Source organism: Burkholderia sp. 9777_1386, assembly GCF_015712265.1.
In the GTDB taxonomy this organism is placed as follows: domain Bacteria; phylum Pseudomonadota; class Gammaproteobacteria; order Burkholderiales; family Burkholderiaceae; genus Burkholderia; species Burkholderia cenocepacia.
Genome location: NZ_JACCQB010000030.1, coordinates 46,269 through 60,829, shown reverse-complemented (window position 1 = coordinate 60,829; position 14,561 = coordinate 46,269). Strand labels below are relative to the sequence as shown.

Annotated in this window: 11 protein-coding genes; 1 reads left to right on the top strand and 10 read right to left on the bottom strand. The window is 69.1% G+C overall.

Translation table 11 applies throughout. The annotated features are described in order from the left end of the window. Positions 1-86: 86 nt before the first annotated feature. On the bottom strand, positions 87-530 hold the full coding sequence (locus H0X91_RS21630; protein ID WP_230877990.1) for a hypothetical protein: 444 nt from the start codon (positions 528-530) through the stop codon (positions 87-89). Positions 531-622: 92 nt separating this feature from the next. On the opposite strand from H0X91_RS21630, the gene H0X91_RS21625 reads away from it, so the two are divergent. Continuing rightward, a complete protein-coding gene (locus tag H0X91_RS21625; RefSeq protein ID WP_006490475.1) occupies positions 623-910 on the top strand; it encodes a DUF4148 domain-containing protein in 288 nt (95 codons plus the stop codon). Positions 911-989: 79 nt separating this feature from the next. On the opposite strand, the gene H0X91_RS21620 is transcribed toward H0X91_RS21625, so the two are convergent. The 9 genes from H0X91_RS21620 to H0X91_RS21580 all read right to left on the bottom strand — a co-directional run bounded on the left by H0X91_RS21620 (position 990) and on the right by H0X91_RS21580 (position 14,444). Beyond that, complete coding sequence (locus H0X91_RS21620) at positions 990-2,414, bottom strand: heavy metal sensor histidine kinase (RefSeq protein WP_196433333.1); 1,425 nt, start codon at positions 2,412-2,414, stop codon at positions 990-992. Then, positions 2,411-3,094 (bottom strand): heavy metal response regulator transcription factor IrlR, encoded by a 684-nt coding sequence (gene irlR / locus H0X91_RS21615; RefSeq protein ID WP_006490455.1) that lies wholly within the window; start codon positions 3,092-3,094, stop codon positions 2,411-2,413. Before irlR ends, H0X91_RS21620 begins: the two co-directional genes overlap by 4 nt. Then, on the bottom strand, positions 3,094-6,306 hold the full coding sequence (locus tag H0X91_RS21610; RefSeq protein ID WP_196433332.1) for an efflux RND transporter permease subunit: 3,213 nt from the start codon (positions 6,304-6,306) through the stop codon (positions 3,094-3,096). Before H0X91_RS21610 ends, irlR begins: the two co-directional genes overlap by 1 nt. 128 nt (positions 6,307-6,434) lie before the next feature. Further along, complete coding sequence (locus tag H0X91_RS21605) at positions 6,435-7,901, bottom strand: efflux RND transporter periplasmic adaptor subunit (protein ID WP_196433331.1); 1,467 nt, start codon at positions 7,899-7,901, stop codon at positions 6,435-6,437. Between the two features lie 26 nt (positions 7,902-7,927). Beyond that, positions 7,928-9,235, bottom strand: coding sequence for a TolC family protein (locus H0X91_RS21600; protein ID WP_058902791.1), 1,308 nt, complete (start codon positions 9,233-9,235; stop codon positions 7,928-7,930). A gap of 241 nt (positions 9,236-9,476) precedes the next feature. Then, positions 9,477-10,667: a phosphotransferase enzyme family protein gene (locus tag H0X91_RS21595; RefSeq protein WP_196433330.1), complete on the bottom strand. Its 1,191-nt coding sequence runs from the start codon at positions 10,665-10,667 to the stop codon at positions 9,477-9,479. Positions 10,668-10,703: 36 nt separating this feature from the next. Continuing rightward, a complete protein-coding gene (gene pnuC / locus H0X91_RS21590) occupies positions 10,704-11,336 on the bottom strand; it encodes a nicotinamide riboside transporter PnuC (RefSeq protein WP_034202705.1) in 633 nt (210 codons plus the stop codon). 59 nt (positions 11,337-11,395) lie between these two features. Next, positions 11,396-13,627 (bottom strand): TonB-dependent siderophore receptor, encoded by a 2,232-nt coding sequence (locus tag H0X91_RS21585; RefSeq protein ID WP_124633712.1) that lies wholly within the window; start codon positions 13,625-13,627, stop codon positions 11,396-11,398. Between the two features lie 613 nt (positions 13,628-14,240). Further along, positions 14,241-14,444 carry a DUF2970 domain-containing protein gene (locus tag H0X91_RS21580; RefSeq protein ID WP_006486164.1) on the bottom strand — a complete coding sequence of 68 codons (204 nt, stop codon included), beginning with the start codon at positions 14,442-14,444 and terminating at the stop codon, positions 14,241-14,243. Positions 14,445-14,561: the final 117 nt, after the last annotated feature.

Sequence of the window (14,561 nt, the reverse complement as noted above, 5' to 3'; positions counted from 1 at the left end):
CGCAGCGGGTCGCTGCCGCACGGCACGATCACGCATTAGGCCCGGGCTCGTCGAGTACCGGGCTCTTTTTTACGCGGATCCGACGATCACGGCGCTGAATTGAGCCGCGGGTACACGCACGGATGCGTTTTCACATACAGGTTCGGATTGCCGCAGCGATGCCCGGCATAGTCGATTTGCTCGCCCGGCGTCAGATCGGCCGGCGCGGGCTTGCGCGCGGCAGCAGGGAGGGTGACCGTGGCGCCCGAACGTGTCGATGCGCAACCCGAGAACAACGGGACGATCAGGCCTGCGATCAAGGCGAGGCGAATGGCGGGACGATGCAATTTTCGGTCCGGAATGAAGGTCTGAACGACGCCGTCCGCGCTCGATGCTGCTGGCGCGACCGGCACGAACGCCGCCGGCGCGGTCGGCCAGCGGCAGGCTTCATGTTCCGCTTCCCGCTCATCGCACCCATGACGCGAACATGACGGTTGCGTCATGTCGTTCGAGACCGCATGACGCGTTCTTGCCTCCGCAATCTGACGCATTTTTCATCTCGCGATCACGATCACGCACGGCTGCTTTCGCATACTGGGTCCATGGTTCGCCGCCCGGCGGCCCAGATCAAGGAGAGCACTCGATGAAAACGGCAAAACTCGCAGCACTGTTCGTCACCGCCACGCTGTCGCTCGGCATGGCCACCCAGGCGGCGTTCGCCCAGACGCAACCGCAAGGCAAGTCCCGCGCGCAGGTCGTCAACGAACTGAAGCAGGCGCAGCACGACGGCGTCGTGCCGACGAGCAAGACGCAGTACCCGCCGACCGGCGAGATCGTCGCGCGCAACAAGGAGCTTCACGGGATTTCGGTGCATGGCGGCGAGAAGAAGCCGCAGACCGACAATCACGACAACCTGACCGCGAAGCAATGATGACCGGCCACATGGCCGCGGGCAGCGCGCCGCGCGCGGCCCTCTTGCGGCAAACGCGCGGGCGTAGCCGCCCGCGCTGTCAGGTGCTGATGGCGGCCGGCCGTTGCGGTTCGGCCGGCCGGCGCGGAAAGCGCAGCCAGAAGGTCGTGCGGCGGCCCGGCTCGCTGTCGACGCCGCATTCGCCGCCGTGATTGTCCATGATCGACCGGACGATCGCGAGGCCGAGCCCCGTGCCCGACGCCGAATTGTGCCGCGACGGATCGACGCGATAAAAGCGCTCGAAAATCCGCCCGGCATGTTCCGCGGCGATGCCGGGCCCCGTATCCGACACGGCGATCGTCGTCGCGCCGCCCTGCTCGACGCAGTCGATCGTCACGACGCTGCCGCGCGGCGCATAGGTCAGCGCATTCGACAGCAGGTTGCTCAACGCGCGCTGGTACAGCGTCAGGTCCGCATCGACCCACGCGTGGCCGTCGACCTTCACCGTCACGCCTTCGTCTTCCGCCAGCGGCTCGTAGTAGCCGGCCACGCGCTCCGCCTCCTCCGCCGCATTCAGGCGTCGCACGCTGATCGACGTGCCGGCCTGCTCCGAACGCGCGAGAAACAGCATGTCCTCGATCATCCGCGACAGCCGCTGGTATTCGTCGATGCTCGACTCGATCACGCTCCGGTATTCGTCCGCGCCGTGCGGCTGCGACAGCACGACCTGCGCGGCCGCCTGCAGGTTCGTCAGCGGCGTGCGCATGTCGTGCGCGAGGTTCGACGAGAACTGGCTCAGCCGCGTAAACGATTCGTTCAGCCGCGCGAGCATCCCGTTGAACGCGTGCTCGAGCTCCTTCAGCTCGCCTGACGTATCGAGTTCCGGCAGCGGATGCGCGAGCCGGCTCGTCGACATCTGCTCCGCGCGCGCCGCGAACCGCCGCAGCGGGCTCAGCCCGAGCGCCGCGATGCCATAGGCCATCACGGCCGCGAGCACCACGCCGAACACCTCGATCACGACGATCGTATAAGCATGCGTGCGCAACAGCAGCACGTCGGCGCTGCGATCGTACTGCACGGCGACGCGCACCACGGGCGCACCGGCGCCGGCCAGCGGCACGGTCGTCAGCAGATACTGGTGCCGCGCGGCCGGCGGCGCGACGCCGACCGGCACGCGGCCCGCGTTCATCGACATCAGCGGCGCATACGGACGAAAGCCGGGCGTGCCGACGAGGCGCGTACCGGCGGCATCGAAGATCGCGAGATCCATGTTCGGATGACCGTGCAACTGGTCGATCCAGATATCGGTGTTGCGCGCGACGTCGGCCGTCGTGCGCGCCTCGGCCAGGTGCGCCCCCAGGGCGGCGGAAATGCCGGCCATCTGCTCGGCCGCCGTCGTTTCGACGCGGTTGCTCAGCGCTTCGTACAGCGCGACGCCGCTCGACGCGAGGATCACCGACGTCGACAGGATGATCAGCGCGGTCAGGCGGCCGCGCAGCGTCCGCGGCAGCAGGCGCGCGATCATGCGGCCGCGCCGCCGCGCGCTTCGAGCACGTAGCCCATGCCGCGCACCGTGTGGATCAGCTTCGGTTCGTACGCGTCGTCGATCTTCGAGCGCAGCCGGCGGATCGCCGAATCGACGACGTTCGTGTCGCTGTTGAAATTCATGTCCCACACCTGCGACGCGATCGTCGCGCGCGGCAGGATCTCGCCTTCGCGGCGCATCAGCAGCCACAGCAGCGCGAACTCCTTCGCGGTCAGCAGGATCGTGTCGCCCTGGCGCGTGGCCTTGCGGCGCGTCAGGTCGAGTTCGAGATCGGCCACGCGCAGCGTGTTCGAGTCGCGCGGCTGGCCGCGCCGCAGGATCGACTTGATGCGTGCGGTCAGCTCGACGAAGTCGAACGGTTTCGCGAGATAGTCGTCCGCGCCAAGTTCGAGCCCCTTCACACGATCGCCGACGTCGTCGCGCGCGGTGAGGAACAGCACGGGCGTCGACTTGCTGCGCCGCAGGTTCTGCAGCAGCGTCCAGCCGTCCTGCCCGGGCAGCATCACGTCGAGCACGAGCAGGTCGTACTCCTCCGTTTCGGCCTGGTGCTGGCCCGTGATGCCGTCCTCGACCCAGTCGACGACGTAGCCGGCCTCGGTCAGGCCCTTGCGCAGATACGCGCCCGTCTTCGGTTCATCCTCGACAATCAGAATTCGCATCACGCATTACCCTTGAAGAAACCCAGCCGGCGCAGCACGCCCGCGCCGAAGCCGCCACGCAACGCCGCGCGCCACGACACCGCATGGCTGACCCGGTACAGCACCGGCAGCACCAGCAGCGTCAGCGCCGTGGACGACAGGATACCGCCGATCACGACCGTCGCAAGCGGACGCTGCACTTCGGCGCCGGTGCCGGTCGCGAACGCCATCGGCAGGAAGCCGAGCGACGCGACCAGCGCGGTCATCAGCACGGGGCGCAGCCGCGTGAGCGCGCCGTCGTGCACCGCGGCGTCGAGCGGCATGCCTTCGTCGCGCAGGTTGCGAATGAACGAGATCATCACGAGACCGTTGAGCACGGCCACGCCGGACAGCGCGATGAAGCCGACCGCCGCCGTGATCGACAGCGGAATTCCGCGCAGCCACAGCGACACGACGCCGCCGCTCAGCGCGAACGGAATGCCGGTGAACACCAGCAGCCCGTCCTTCACGTTGTTGAACATCACGAACAGCAGCACGAACACCATGAACAGCGCGAGCGGCACGACGAGCTTCAGGCGCTCGCTCGCGCTCTGCAACTGCTCGAACTGGCCGCCCCACGACACCCAGTAGCCGGCCGGCACGCGCACGTCCTGCTGCAACTGCTCGCGCGCATCGGCGACGAACGAGCCGACGTCGCGACCGCGCACGTTCGCGCTGACCACCACCCGGCGCTTGCCGTCCTCGCGGCTGATCTGGTTCGGGCCCGGCGCCACGTCGATCGTCGCGAGCTCCGCGAGCGGCACGTACGGCGCCGCCGCAAGCGGTGCGCTGGCGCCGGCGGCCGGCGCGGGCAGCGCGATCGGCAGCCGCTTGATCGCCTCGATGTCGGAGCGCAGCTCGTCGGGCAGCCGCACGACGATGTCGAAGCGACGGTCGCCCTGGAACAGCGTGCCGGCCTTCTGCCCGCCGACGGCCGCGGCCACCGAATCCTGCAGGTCAGCCACGCTCACGCCGTAGCGCGCGAGCTTGTCGCGGTCGAGGTTGACGGTCAGCACCGGCAGGCCCGTGGTCTGCTCGACCTTCACCTCCGACGCGCCCGGCACCTTCTGCAACGCGGCCGCGATCTGCTCGCCGGTCTGGTTCAGCACGGCCATGTCGTCGCCGAAGATCTTCACGGCGACGTCGCTGCGCACGCCGGAGATCAGTTCGTTGAAGCGCAGCTGGATCGGCTGCGAGAATTCGTATGCGTTGCCCGGCAGCTCGGCAAGTGCTTCCTCGATCTCGCGCACGAGCTGGTCGCGCGGCTTCTTCGGGTCGGGCCACCGGTCGGCCGGCTTCAGCATGATGTAGCCGTCCGACAAGTTCGGCGGCATCGGGTCGGCCGCGATCTCGGCCGTGCCGGTCCGGGCGAACACGCGCTCGATCTCCGGGAAGCGCGCCTTCAGCGTCTTCTCGATCGCCTTCTGCATCTCGATCGACTGCGACAGGCTCGTGCCGGGAATCCGCAGCGCGGACACGGCCAGATCGCCCTCGTTGAGGCTCGGGATGAATTCGCTGCCGAGCCGCGTCGCGAGCCCGAGCGTGACCAGCACGATCGCGCCCGCGCCGATCATCACGCGCGTCGGGCGCGTCATGAACGCGGCGAGCACCGGTTCGTACGCGCGCCGCGCCCAGCCCATCAGCCGGTTCTCCTTCTCCTCGACCCGCTCGCCGATGAACAACGCGACGGCCGCCGGAATGAACGTGACGGTCAGCACCATCGCGGCGGCGAGCGCCATCACGACGGTCGTCGCCATCGGATGGAACATCTTTCCTTCCACGCCGGTCAGCGCGAAGATCGGCAGGTACACGACCATGATGATCATTTGCCCGAAGATCAGCGCGCGGCGCGCCTCCTGCGACGCGCCGAACACTTCGGCAAAACGCTCGTCGCGCGTGAGCGGCCGCCCGGCCGCCGACTGCGCATGCGCGAGCCGCCGCACGCAGTTCTCGACGATCACCACCGCGCCGTCGACGATGATCCCGAAGTCGAGCGCGCCGAGGCTCATCAGGTTCGCGCTCACCTTCGCGTTGACCATCCCGGTGAAGGTCATCAGCATCGACAGCGGAATCACGAGCGCGGTGATCAGCGCCGCGCGGATGTTGCCGAGGAACAGGAACAGCACGGCGATCACGAGCACCGCGCCTTCGAGCAGGTTCTTCTTCACCGTCGCGACGGCCTTCTCGACGAGCACCGTGCGGTCGTACACCGGAATCGCCTTCACGCCGGCCGGCAGCGTGCGGTTCACGTCCTCCATCTTCGCCGCGACGGCCTTCGACACCGTGCGGCTGTTCTCGCCCATCAGCATGAACACCGTGCCGAGCACGACTTCCTCGCCGTTCGACGTCGCGGCGCCGGTGCGCAGTTCGCGGCCGATGTCGACCACGCCGACGTCCTTCATCCGCACCGGCACGCCGCCGACGTTGGTCAGCACGATGTTCGCGATGTCGTCGACGGTGCGCGCCTGGCCCGGCACGCGCACCAGATACTGCTCGCCGCGCTTTTCGATGTAGCCGGCGCCGACGTTGTCGTTGTTGCGCTCCAGCGCGCGCACGACGTCGGCGAGCGTCAGCCCGTACGACATCAGCTTCGCCGGATTCGGCGCGACGCGATATTCCTTCACGTAGCCGCCGATCGAGTTCACCTCGGTCACGCCGCGCACGTTGCGCAACTGCGGCCGCACGACCCAGTCCTGCAGCTCGCGCAGGTCGGCCGCCGTATAGCGCGTGCCGTCGGGCTTGCGCGCATCGGCGTCGGCCTCGACGGTCCACAGGTAGATCTCGCCGAGGCCGGTCGAGGTCGGCCCCATCGCGGGTGCGATGCCGGCCGGCAGCTTGTCCTTCGCCTCCTGGATGCGCTCGTTGACGAGTTGCCGCGCGAAGTAGATGTCGGTGCCGTCCTTGAAGATCACGGTGACCTGCGACAGCCCGTAGCGCGAGATCGAGCGCGTCTGTTCCAGCCCCGGCAGCCCGGCCATCACGGTCTCGACCGGATACGTGATGCGCTGCTCGGCCTCGAGCGGCGAGTAGCCGGGCGCGGACGTGTTGATCTGCACCTGCACGTTGGTGATGTCGGGCACGGCGTCGATCGGCAGCCGCTGGTAGCTGAACACGCCCAGCGCGGCCACGGCCGCGATCGCCAGCATCACGAGCCAGCGGTGCGCAATCGCGAAGCGGATCAGGCGCTCAAACATGTCGGGATTCCTTGAAACGAGGCACGGTCGCCCGTACCGGGCGGGCCGCGCGGCCCGTCACCCGGCGGACCGGAAAGCGGGCCGCATAGCGGGCCGCCAGTCGCGCCACGACGCACGCGTATTGCTGCTCATTCATGTTCCGCGCTCCCCTTGCCGAGTTCCGCCTTCAGCACGAAGCTGTTCGATGCCGCGTATTCCTGGCCGGGCTTGAGCCCCTTCAGCACTTCGGTCGCGCGTTCGTCGCGCCGCCCTGTTTCGACGGCCTGCGCGACGAAGCCCTTCGGCGAGCGCACGAATACCGACGGCGCGCCGTCGACGTCCTGCAGCGCGTCGCTCGCGACCGCGAGCGGCACACCCTGCTTGCCCGCGTCGACCGACACGTTCACGAACATCCCCGGCCGCCACACGCGGTCGGGGTTCGGCAGCACGACGCGCGCCGGCGCGGTGCGCGTCTGCTCGCCGAGCAGCGAACCCACGTACGCGATCGGGCCGCTCGAGCGCGATTCGAACGCGGTCGCGATCACCGTTGCGTCGCGACCGACGCGCACGTCGTTGAGCCGCTGCGCGGGCACCGCCATCTCGGCCCATACGGTCGACAGATCGGAAATCACGAACATGCTCGCGTCCGCGGCAATCGCCTCGCCGGGCGTCGCATGCTTCTCGACGATCGTGCCCGCGAACGGCGCGCGCAGTTCATACCGGTTCAGCGCGCCCGCGCCGACCGGTGCATTCAGCGCGGCGAGCTTCTGCCGCGCGTTCTGCACGGCGATCTCGGCCTCGCGCAACTGCACCTGCGCCTGCTGATAATCCTGCTCGGCCGAAATGCGTTCCTGCCACAGCGTGCGTTCGCGCTCGTAGGTTGCGCGCGCCCCCGACAGCCGGCGCTCGGCCGTCAGCAACTCGCTGCGGCGGTCGGCCAGATCGGTGCTCGCGATCACCGCGAGCACCTGTCCCTTCGCGACGTTCTGCCCGAGCGATACCGATACCTGCTCGACGATGCCGGCCACGCGCGGCACCACGTGCGCGGTGCGATCCTCGTTGAACCTGATTTCGCCGGGAAGCTGGAACGGCGTCGCGATCTGCGCGGGGCCGGCTTTCGCGAGCGCGATCTTCGACGTCGCCAGTTGCGCGTCGGTCAGCGCGATCGCGCCGTCGGCGCGCGCGAACGGGAACGACGCGGCGTCGTTGCCGGCCTTCACGTCGATCGTCGCATCGAACACGTGCGGCTTCGCGATCGACTGCGCGGACACGAACTTCGGGCCGGCCGCGTCGAACCTCAACGGTTCGTGCGTGCGGTCGTAGCGCACCAGCGTGCCGGACACGGTCACACCCTTGTCCACCGGCTTGCCGTCGACGAGCGGATAGACGACAAGCCGCGCGTCGCCGGGCTTTTCCGTCATCACGATCTCGACGGACAGCTTGCCGCGCTTGAGTACGACACCGCCGCGCGCGCCGGCGCCGGCGGCCGGCTGCGCGACTTCGGCGGCGGTCGGCGCCGATGCGCCGCCGCCCCGCGTGACGGCGAGCGCGCCGATCACGATCCCTGCGCCGCCGAGCACGGCCGCCGCAATAACGAAGATTCTGCTGCGTGACATGATGATCCTTCAGGTAGGAGGGGCGCTTATCGCGCGACGGCCGCGAGCGGCGTGCCGACGAGGCGGCCGATATCGGCGCGGGCCGCATGGGCGCCGGCGAGCGCGCGCACGTATTGCGACTGCCCCTGGAACAGCGTGCGCTGGGCGTCGAGCACGTCGAGGAAGCTGAACTTCCCGAGTTCGTAGCCGCGCGACATCGCATCGAGCGCGAGGCGCGCGGCCGGCAGGATGTCGGACTTAAGCCGCTGCGCTTCCTGCTCGGCCGCCTCGAAATTCGCGTATGCCTGCGTCAACTCCAGCCGCAGGCGGGTGCGTTCGCGATCGAGATCGGCATTCGCGCGCTCGGCCTTGTGCGTCGCCTCGAGCAGCGCGCCCTTGTTCGTGTTGAACAGCGGAATCGGGATCGACACGCCGACCACCGCCTGGTTGTCCGGCACGCCGCCGGTGGTCACGCGCTTCACGCCGGCGCTGACCGTCACGTCCGGAATGCGCCGCGCGCGTTCGAGCGATATGGCCGCGTTCGAGCGCAGCATCTCGGCGCGCGCGACCCGCGCGAGCGGCGCATCGTCGAGTTGCGCGGTCAGCGCGGACAACGGCTCGACCGGCGGCACGGTTTCCAGGTCGCCGAGCACCGCGAGCCGGTCGTTGCGCGCCTCGCCCATCACCGCGTTCAGTTTCTCGCGCGCGACCTCGACACGGCCGCGCGCGGTCACGACTTCGATCTGCACGCCGGCCGCCGCGACCTGCGCCTTGGTCGCCTCGACCGGCGACACCTTGCCGGCCTGCGCGCGGCGCCCCGCGAGGTCCGCCGAACGCGCGGCGATCGCGGCCGACTCCTCGGTCACCTGAAGCTGGCGCTGCGCGGCGAGCAGCCCGTAGAACGCAGCGATCACGTCGGCGCGCACGGCGGCGCCCTGCTCATCGAGCGACGCGCTGGCCGCCTCCCGGCCGTATGACGCGACGTCGAGCCGCGCGCGGCGCTTGCCGCCCAGCTCGATGGTCTGGTTGATCAGCGCGGTGGACGTGCGTTCGGCGCGACTGAAGCCTTCCTGCAGGAACGACACTTCGGGGTTCGGCCGCGCGCCGGCCTGCATCAGCGCGCCGGCCGATGCATCGACATCCGCGCGTGCGCCGCGCAGCGCCGGATTGTTCCGGGCCGCGACCGCGAGCGCGTCGGACAACGTCAACGACGACGCAGGAAGCGCATCGGACGGCGGTGCGCCGATCGGCGCGGCGGCGGCAGCCGGGGACGGCCCCGGCGACAGCGATGGCTGCGCATGAGCCGTCGCGGCCATCGCGAAAACGATGGCCACGGCGAGGTAGGGCTTGAGCATGTTCGGTTCTGCGGTAACGGTTTGCGACCGATGCTACGGACCAGCCGCAGTGCGAACATGAGGCGAAGATGATATTTCCGTCATGTGGGGCGCGGCAGCACGCACGCGTGCGACGCCCCGCGGGAACGGTGTCCCCCGTGGATGACGGGAAAATTCCGTGAGCGCGCGGCGCGATGGCCGCACGACAGCATGCGGAGGTTCGGGAATGCGGCACGCGCAGGCCGCACGCCCCGCACGTGAATCAGGTGATGCGCTGCTTCCCCCGCCGTCGCCGCACGAGCCAGTCGAGCAGTTGCCGCCCGTCGCGTTCGCCGAACCAGCGCGCGTGCCCGATCAGGTAGCCGTCGTACGCGATGTCGACGATCGCCGGCGCGTCGATGATGCAGCCGAAATACGCGACTTCCGACAGCGCGAACTCCGTATGCACGATCGGCAACAACGCGACCAGCGCCGCATACGCGTCGTCGCTTAGCGGTTCGAGCGATTCGTAGCCGTCGAGCAGCGCGTCGATCTGGTCGTATTCCACGCGCCGTGCATCGGCCGGCGCCATCCAGTCGACGGTATTGCGCTCGATCGCGAGCGCGAGATCCATCACCGCGCAGGTGCGGTCCGACAAGCCGAAATCGAGCACGGTGCGCACCTGCGCGCCGGGCCCCGCATCGGTCCACAGCAGGTTCGACGCATGCCAGTCGCCGTGCGTCCACAGCGGCGGCAACGCGGGCAGCAGCGGCACGAGGCGCGCGTGATACGGGCCGATCGCATCGGCCAGGTCGCCACGCCAGTCGCGCGCGCCCAGCGCGCGCACCAGCAACGGCTGCGCGTCGACCCAGCGTTCGAGCGCGCCCGCCAGATCGGCGGACGACAGCACGCGAAAACTCGACAGCAGCGTGCGCACGGGCCGTGCGGGCGCATCGTAGCCGGCCGACGCGCGATGCAGTTCGGCCAGCGCGCGGCCGGCCGCATATGCATGCGAAGGATGCGTGAACGGCTGCCACGACATCACGCCGCGATACGGATCGACGCCGGGCGCGAGAACATGCACCTCGTATGTCCATTCGCCCGACGCGAACGCGGTCGCACCATTGCGATCGGCCAGCACGTCCACCACCGGCATCCCGCGCTCGCGCAGATGCGCGATGAAGCGATGCTCTTCCTCAAGCCCCGCGACATCGCGCAGGCTCGCATGATGTCGCTTGACGAACAACCCGCGCCCGTCCGCCATCCGCACCAGCACCGCTGCCGCGAACTGCCGCGGGCTGTGCCACGTCAGCCGCACCGGCTCGCCCGCGCCGTCGATCCGCGCGAGCACGGCCGCCACCTCGTCGTGCGTCATCAGCGGCCAGTCGCGTTCGGCCTGCTCGCCGTCCACGCCGAATTGCGGCGGTGCGACGTCACGCGGCAGGGGGCCGTCCGGCTCGAGGGGGAATGACATGACCGACGTTGCTCCGTAGTTGAATCCGTGCGTGAATCAGCGGGCGCCGCCGCCCGATGCGCGCGGGCCGCCCGCGGCTGCTCGCAATGCGGCGGCCGTGCGGCTCCAGTCGCGCCAGCCGACCACCGCCAGCCCGATGAACAGCGCATAGAGTCCGGCCGTCAGATACAGCTCCTTGAACACGAACATCCCGACGTAGACGACGTTCACGACGATCCACAGCCCCCACGACGCGATGTAGCGCCGCGCGGTCCAGTATTGCGCGACGAGGCTGAACGCGGTCAGCGACGCATCGACGAACGGCAGCGCCGCATCGGTCCAGCGCGCCATCATCCCGCCGAGCAACGCGCTGCCGATGACCGCCGCGACCAGGTCGGGCAGCATCCTGAGCGGCCGTACGCCGGTGACGGGCGCGACATCGCCGGCTGGCGCCGCCTCGCCGTCGGCCTCGCTCGCGCGCTGCGCGAGCCAGCGCTGCCAGCCGTACACCTGCAGCACCGCGAACGCACCCTGCAGCAACATGTCCGAGTACAGCTTCGCGTCGAAGAAGATCCAGCCGTACAGCGCGACCGACGCGAGGCCGACCGGCCAGCACAGCATGCGCCGCTTCGCGGTCAGCCAGATCGCGAGCGCGCTGACGATCACGCCGGCGATTTCGAGTGGGGACATCGTCTGGGCTCTCCTGGTGGGCTGCCGGGGCCGCGCGTCACGCGGCCGATGCCGGTCGGTCAGAAATCATAGGTCAACGATACGCGCGCGGTGCGCGGCGCACCCGGGAACAGGTACGCATCGCCCTGCTGCTCGCCTGCGTCGCGCCAGTAGAACTTGTTGAACAGATTGTCCACCGACACGCGCAACACCGTGCGATGGCCTCCGATCTTCGTCGTATAACGCGCGCCGAGATTGAACACGAACCACGACGGCACGCGCGCGGTGCCTTCCTCGTTCGCGTTGCGCGCCGCGCTGTATTCCACGCCGCCGAGCACGTTCAGGCCCGCGACGCCCGGTACCGCGTAGTCCGCATACAGCGACGCGCGCAGCGCGGGCACGTTGATGATCTGGTGCCCTTCGTAGGCAGGCGAGCCCGAATCGACCGCGCGGGCGCGAATCGCCGCGACGCTGGCCGTCAACCCCAAGCGCTCGGTCACGCGCCCGGCCGCGCCGAGTTCGATCCCCTGGTGCCGCTGCGTGCCGCGCTGCACGAACGTGTAGGACGTGCCCGACGCATCCGGGTCGGCGAACTGGAACGGCTTGCTGATCGAGAACACGGCGGCCGTGAGGCTCAGCCGGTCGAGCCAGTCGTATTTCGCGCCGACCTCGAACTGGTGCGATTCGACGGGCGGCAGGAACGCATACGCGTTGGTCGCGCGCACCGGCGCCTGATCGCCGAGCGACAACGCCTTGCTGTACGACGCATACAGCGACAGCACGTTCACCGGCTTGTAGACGAGCGCGACCTGCGGCAGGAACACCGAGCGGTCGGTATGCGTCGTCTCGCCGTCGAGGCTGCTCCAGCTGCGCTGCCGCAGCAGCACTTCCTTGCCGCCCGCGAGCACCTGCCAGTGTTCGCCGATGCTGATGCGATCGAGCCCGAACACGCCGTACTGCCACGCGTCGAGGCGCGGGTACGACGGCCCGGGCGAATTCGGCGACGGCGAAAAGGTCAGGTCGGGCCCGTAGACGTTCTCGCTGCCGACGTAGTCGTACACGGCGTCGGCCATGTGCACGACGCGGCGCTGCACGCTCACGCCGAGCGTCAGCTCGTGCCGCAGCGGCCCCGTCGCGAACTTGCCGGTCGTGACCGCGCGCAGATCGTCGTTGCGCCGGTATTCGCCGGGGCTGCGGAAGTCGTACACGTCGTAGTCGCCGTTCGCGCCGAAGAAGAACGGCGACGTCGCGCCGGCCGCGCAGCTTGCCGCATACGAACAGCCGTACGCGAACGCGCTGTTGTCGTCGATCATCGTGCGGCTGCGGCCCGCGGCGATATAGGCCTTCCAGTCGTCGTTGAACTGGTAGTCGAAACGCGCATTCAGGTTCAGCGCATCGGTCGTCACCGGCTTCGCCCACGGCTGCGTGCCGAGCGCCTTCGACGTCGTCTTGACCGACGGCACGACGGTGCCGCCGAGCAACTGGTAACCCGGCGCGGAACGCTGGATCCATTGCTGGAATTCGGCATTGAGCTGCAGGCTCGCGCGCGGGCTGATGTCCCAGTCGGCGGCGATCGAGCCGAACGTGCGTCGCCCGTTCGTGCCGTCGATATAGGAGTGCATGTTCTCCTTCGCCGCATTGATCCGGAACCCGAACTGATGGTCGGGGCCGAAGCGCCGGCCGAGATCGACGGCCGCCGACGTCGAGCCGCGGCTGTCGACGCCGCCCGTCACGCTCGCCACGTTCGCGGAGCGCTTGGTCACGAAGTTGATCACGCCGCCCGGCGCGACGACGCCGCTGTCGATGCCCGCGAGGCCCTTCAGGATCTCGACGCGCTCCTTGTTCTCGAGCGGCACGTTCTGCTCGCCGGACACCGTCAGCCCGTCGATCCGGATCGCGCTCGCGAGATCGACCGGAAAACCGCGGATCGCGAAACCTTCGAAATAGCCAACCGGCGCATAGTCGTTGACGACCGACGCATCGTTGCGTACGACGTCGCTCAGCCGCTTTGCCTGCTGGTCGTCGATCAGCGCGCGCGTGATCACGTTCACCGACGCCGGCGTGTCGCGCAGCGGCGCGTCGTCGAGCCCCGCGACCGACGCTTCGCGCGCGCGCAGCGGGTGGCCGCGCTCGCCGCTCACCGTGATCGCGGGCAGCGTCGCGTTGCCCGCCGCGTCGGCGCCCGGCGCGGGCGTGTCGCCCTGGGCCGCGGCCGCCTGCGCCGCGAAAAGCGTGACGCCGAGACCGACACCGAGCCCGACCTTCGCGCGCCGCCGCCGTGCGCGCGCCGCTGTTGTTCTATTCACCGTCATTGTTCTGGATGGAAAACTCGCCACTCGATCTGTCGAAACCCGTTACGAAGCTGCGAAGCGTGCGCCCGCGAATGCCGCCGGACACGTGCGTCGACACGATATTCATCAGACGAACCGGACCTTGCGGCACGCAGGCGGGCCGACCGGTCGGAACAACGCAGGATGGGACATCGGATTCGGATGACGCGCCGGGAACCGACGCAGCGGCCGACGGGTTCGTCGGATGCCTGTCGGCCGGCCGGCTGCCTCGCGCGGTCGTGTCATGCGGGGGACGCTTCGAACGCCCCGGTGCGGGCGGCGGACACTCACGCCGGCCGTTCATCGGAACGGCGGCCTGCCCGGCGCGCGACATCGCGGCGTGGCGCGCATTTTACCCCGGGCGCGGCGAAGGGCCGCGGAATCGGGCGGAACGGGAAACGGGGAAGGCGAGAACAGGGACAGGCGGTTCGGGCGGTGCGACGACGGTCGCGACGTGGCCGCGATGTGGCCGCGATGTGGCCGCGATGCCGGTGGTGCCGTGCCGGCCACTGACATCGGCGCCATCGTGCGCCGATCAGGCGACCTCGAACCGGAGCGGCAATGGCGGCCCGCTACCGGCTCACCGGCCGCTCGCTCAGAAACCCTGCATCGTCACGGTCGGATCGACGACCAGATGCACGACGCCGTAAATCACCGCGCCGACCAGCAGCGCAAGCAGGATCGCCACGAACGGCAGCAGCGTGAAGTTGGCGTTGGCGAGGTCGGTCGCGTGCGCCTTGCTGTTGCGCACGCCGAAGAAACTCCACAGGACCAGGCGGACCATGCCGAGCAGTTTCATGATGGGCTCCTTTATCGAATCGGTTGACGCTATCGTCGATCCGGACGGCATCCGAAAAAAGAAGCAGTTGCGCGCGCTTTTTGCGCAGCAGGCCCTCCGCGGCCGCATGTCGCAGGT

Bases quoted from the DNA above. Each gene is read 5' to 3' on its own strand.
- H0X91_RS21630 (WP_230877990.1), bottom strand. From the start codon at position 530: ATGCGTCAGATTGCGGAGGCAAGAACGCGTCATGCGGTCTCGAACGAC.
- H0X91_RS21625 (WP_006490475.1), top strand. From the start codon at position 623: ATGAAAACGGCAAAACTCGCAGCACTGTTCGTCACCGCCACGCTGTCG.
- H0X91_RS21620 (WP_196433333.1), bottom strand. From the start codon at position 2,414: ATGATCGCGCGCCTGCTGCCGCGGACGCTGCGCGGCCGCCTGACCGCG.
- irlR (WP_006490455.1), bottom strand. From the start codon at position 3,094: ATGCGAATTCTGATTGTCGAGGATGAACCGAAGACGGGCGCGTATCTG.
- H0X91_RS21610 (WP_196433332.1), bottom strand. From the start codon at position 6,306: ATGTTTGAGCGCCTGATCCGCTTCGCGATTGCGCACCGCTGGCTCGTG.
- H0X91_RS21605 (WP_196433331.1), bottom strand. From the start codon at position 7,901: ATGTCACGCAGCAGAATCTTCGTTATTGCGGCGGCCGTGCTCGGCGGC.
- H0X91_RS21600 (WP_058902791.1), bottom strand. From the start codon at position 9,235: ATGCTCAAGCCCTACCTCGCCGTGGCCATCGTTTTCGCGATGGCCGCG.
- H0X91_RS21595 (WP_196433330.1), bottom strand. From the start codon at position 10,667: ATGTCATTCCCCCTCGAGCCGGACGGCCCCCTGCCGCGTGACGTCGCA.
- pnuC (WP_034202705.1), bottom strand. From the start codon at position 11,336: ATGTCCCCACTCGAAATCGCCGGCGTGATCGTCAGCGCGCTCGCGATC.
- H0X91_RS21585 (WP_124633712.1), bottom strand. From the start codon at position 13,627: ATGACGGTGAATAGAACAACAGCGGCGCGCGCACGGCGGCGGCGCGCG.
- H0X91_RS21580 (WP_006486164.1), bottom strand. From the start codon at position 14,444: ATGAAACTGCTCGGCATGGTCCGCCTGGTCCTGTGGAGTTTCTTCGGC.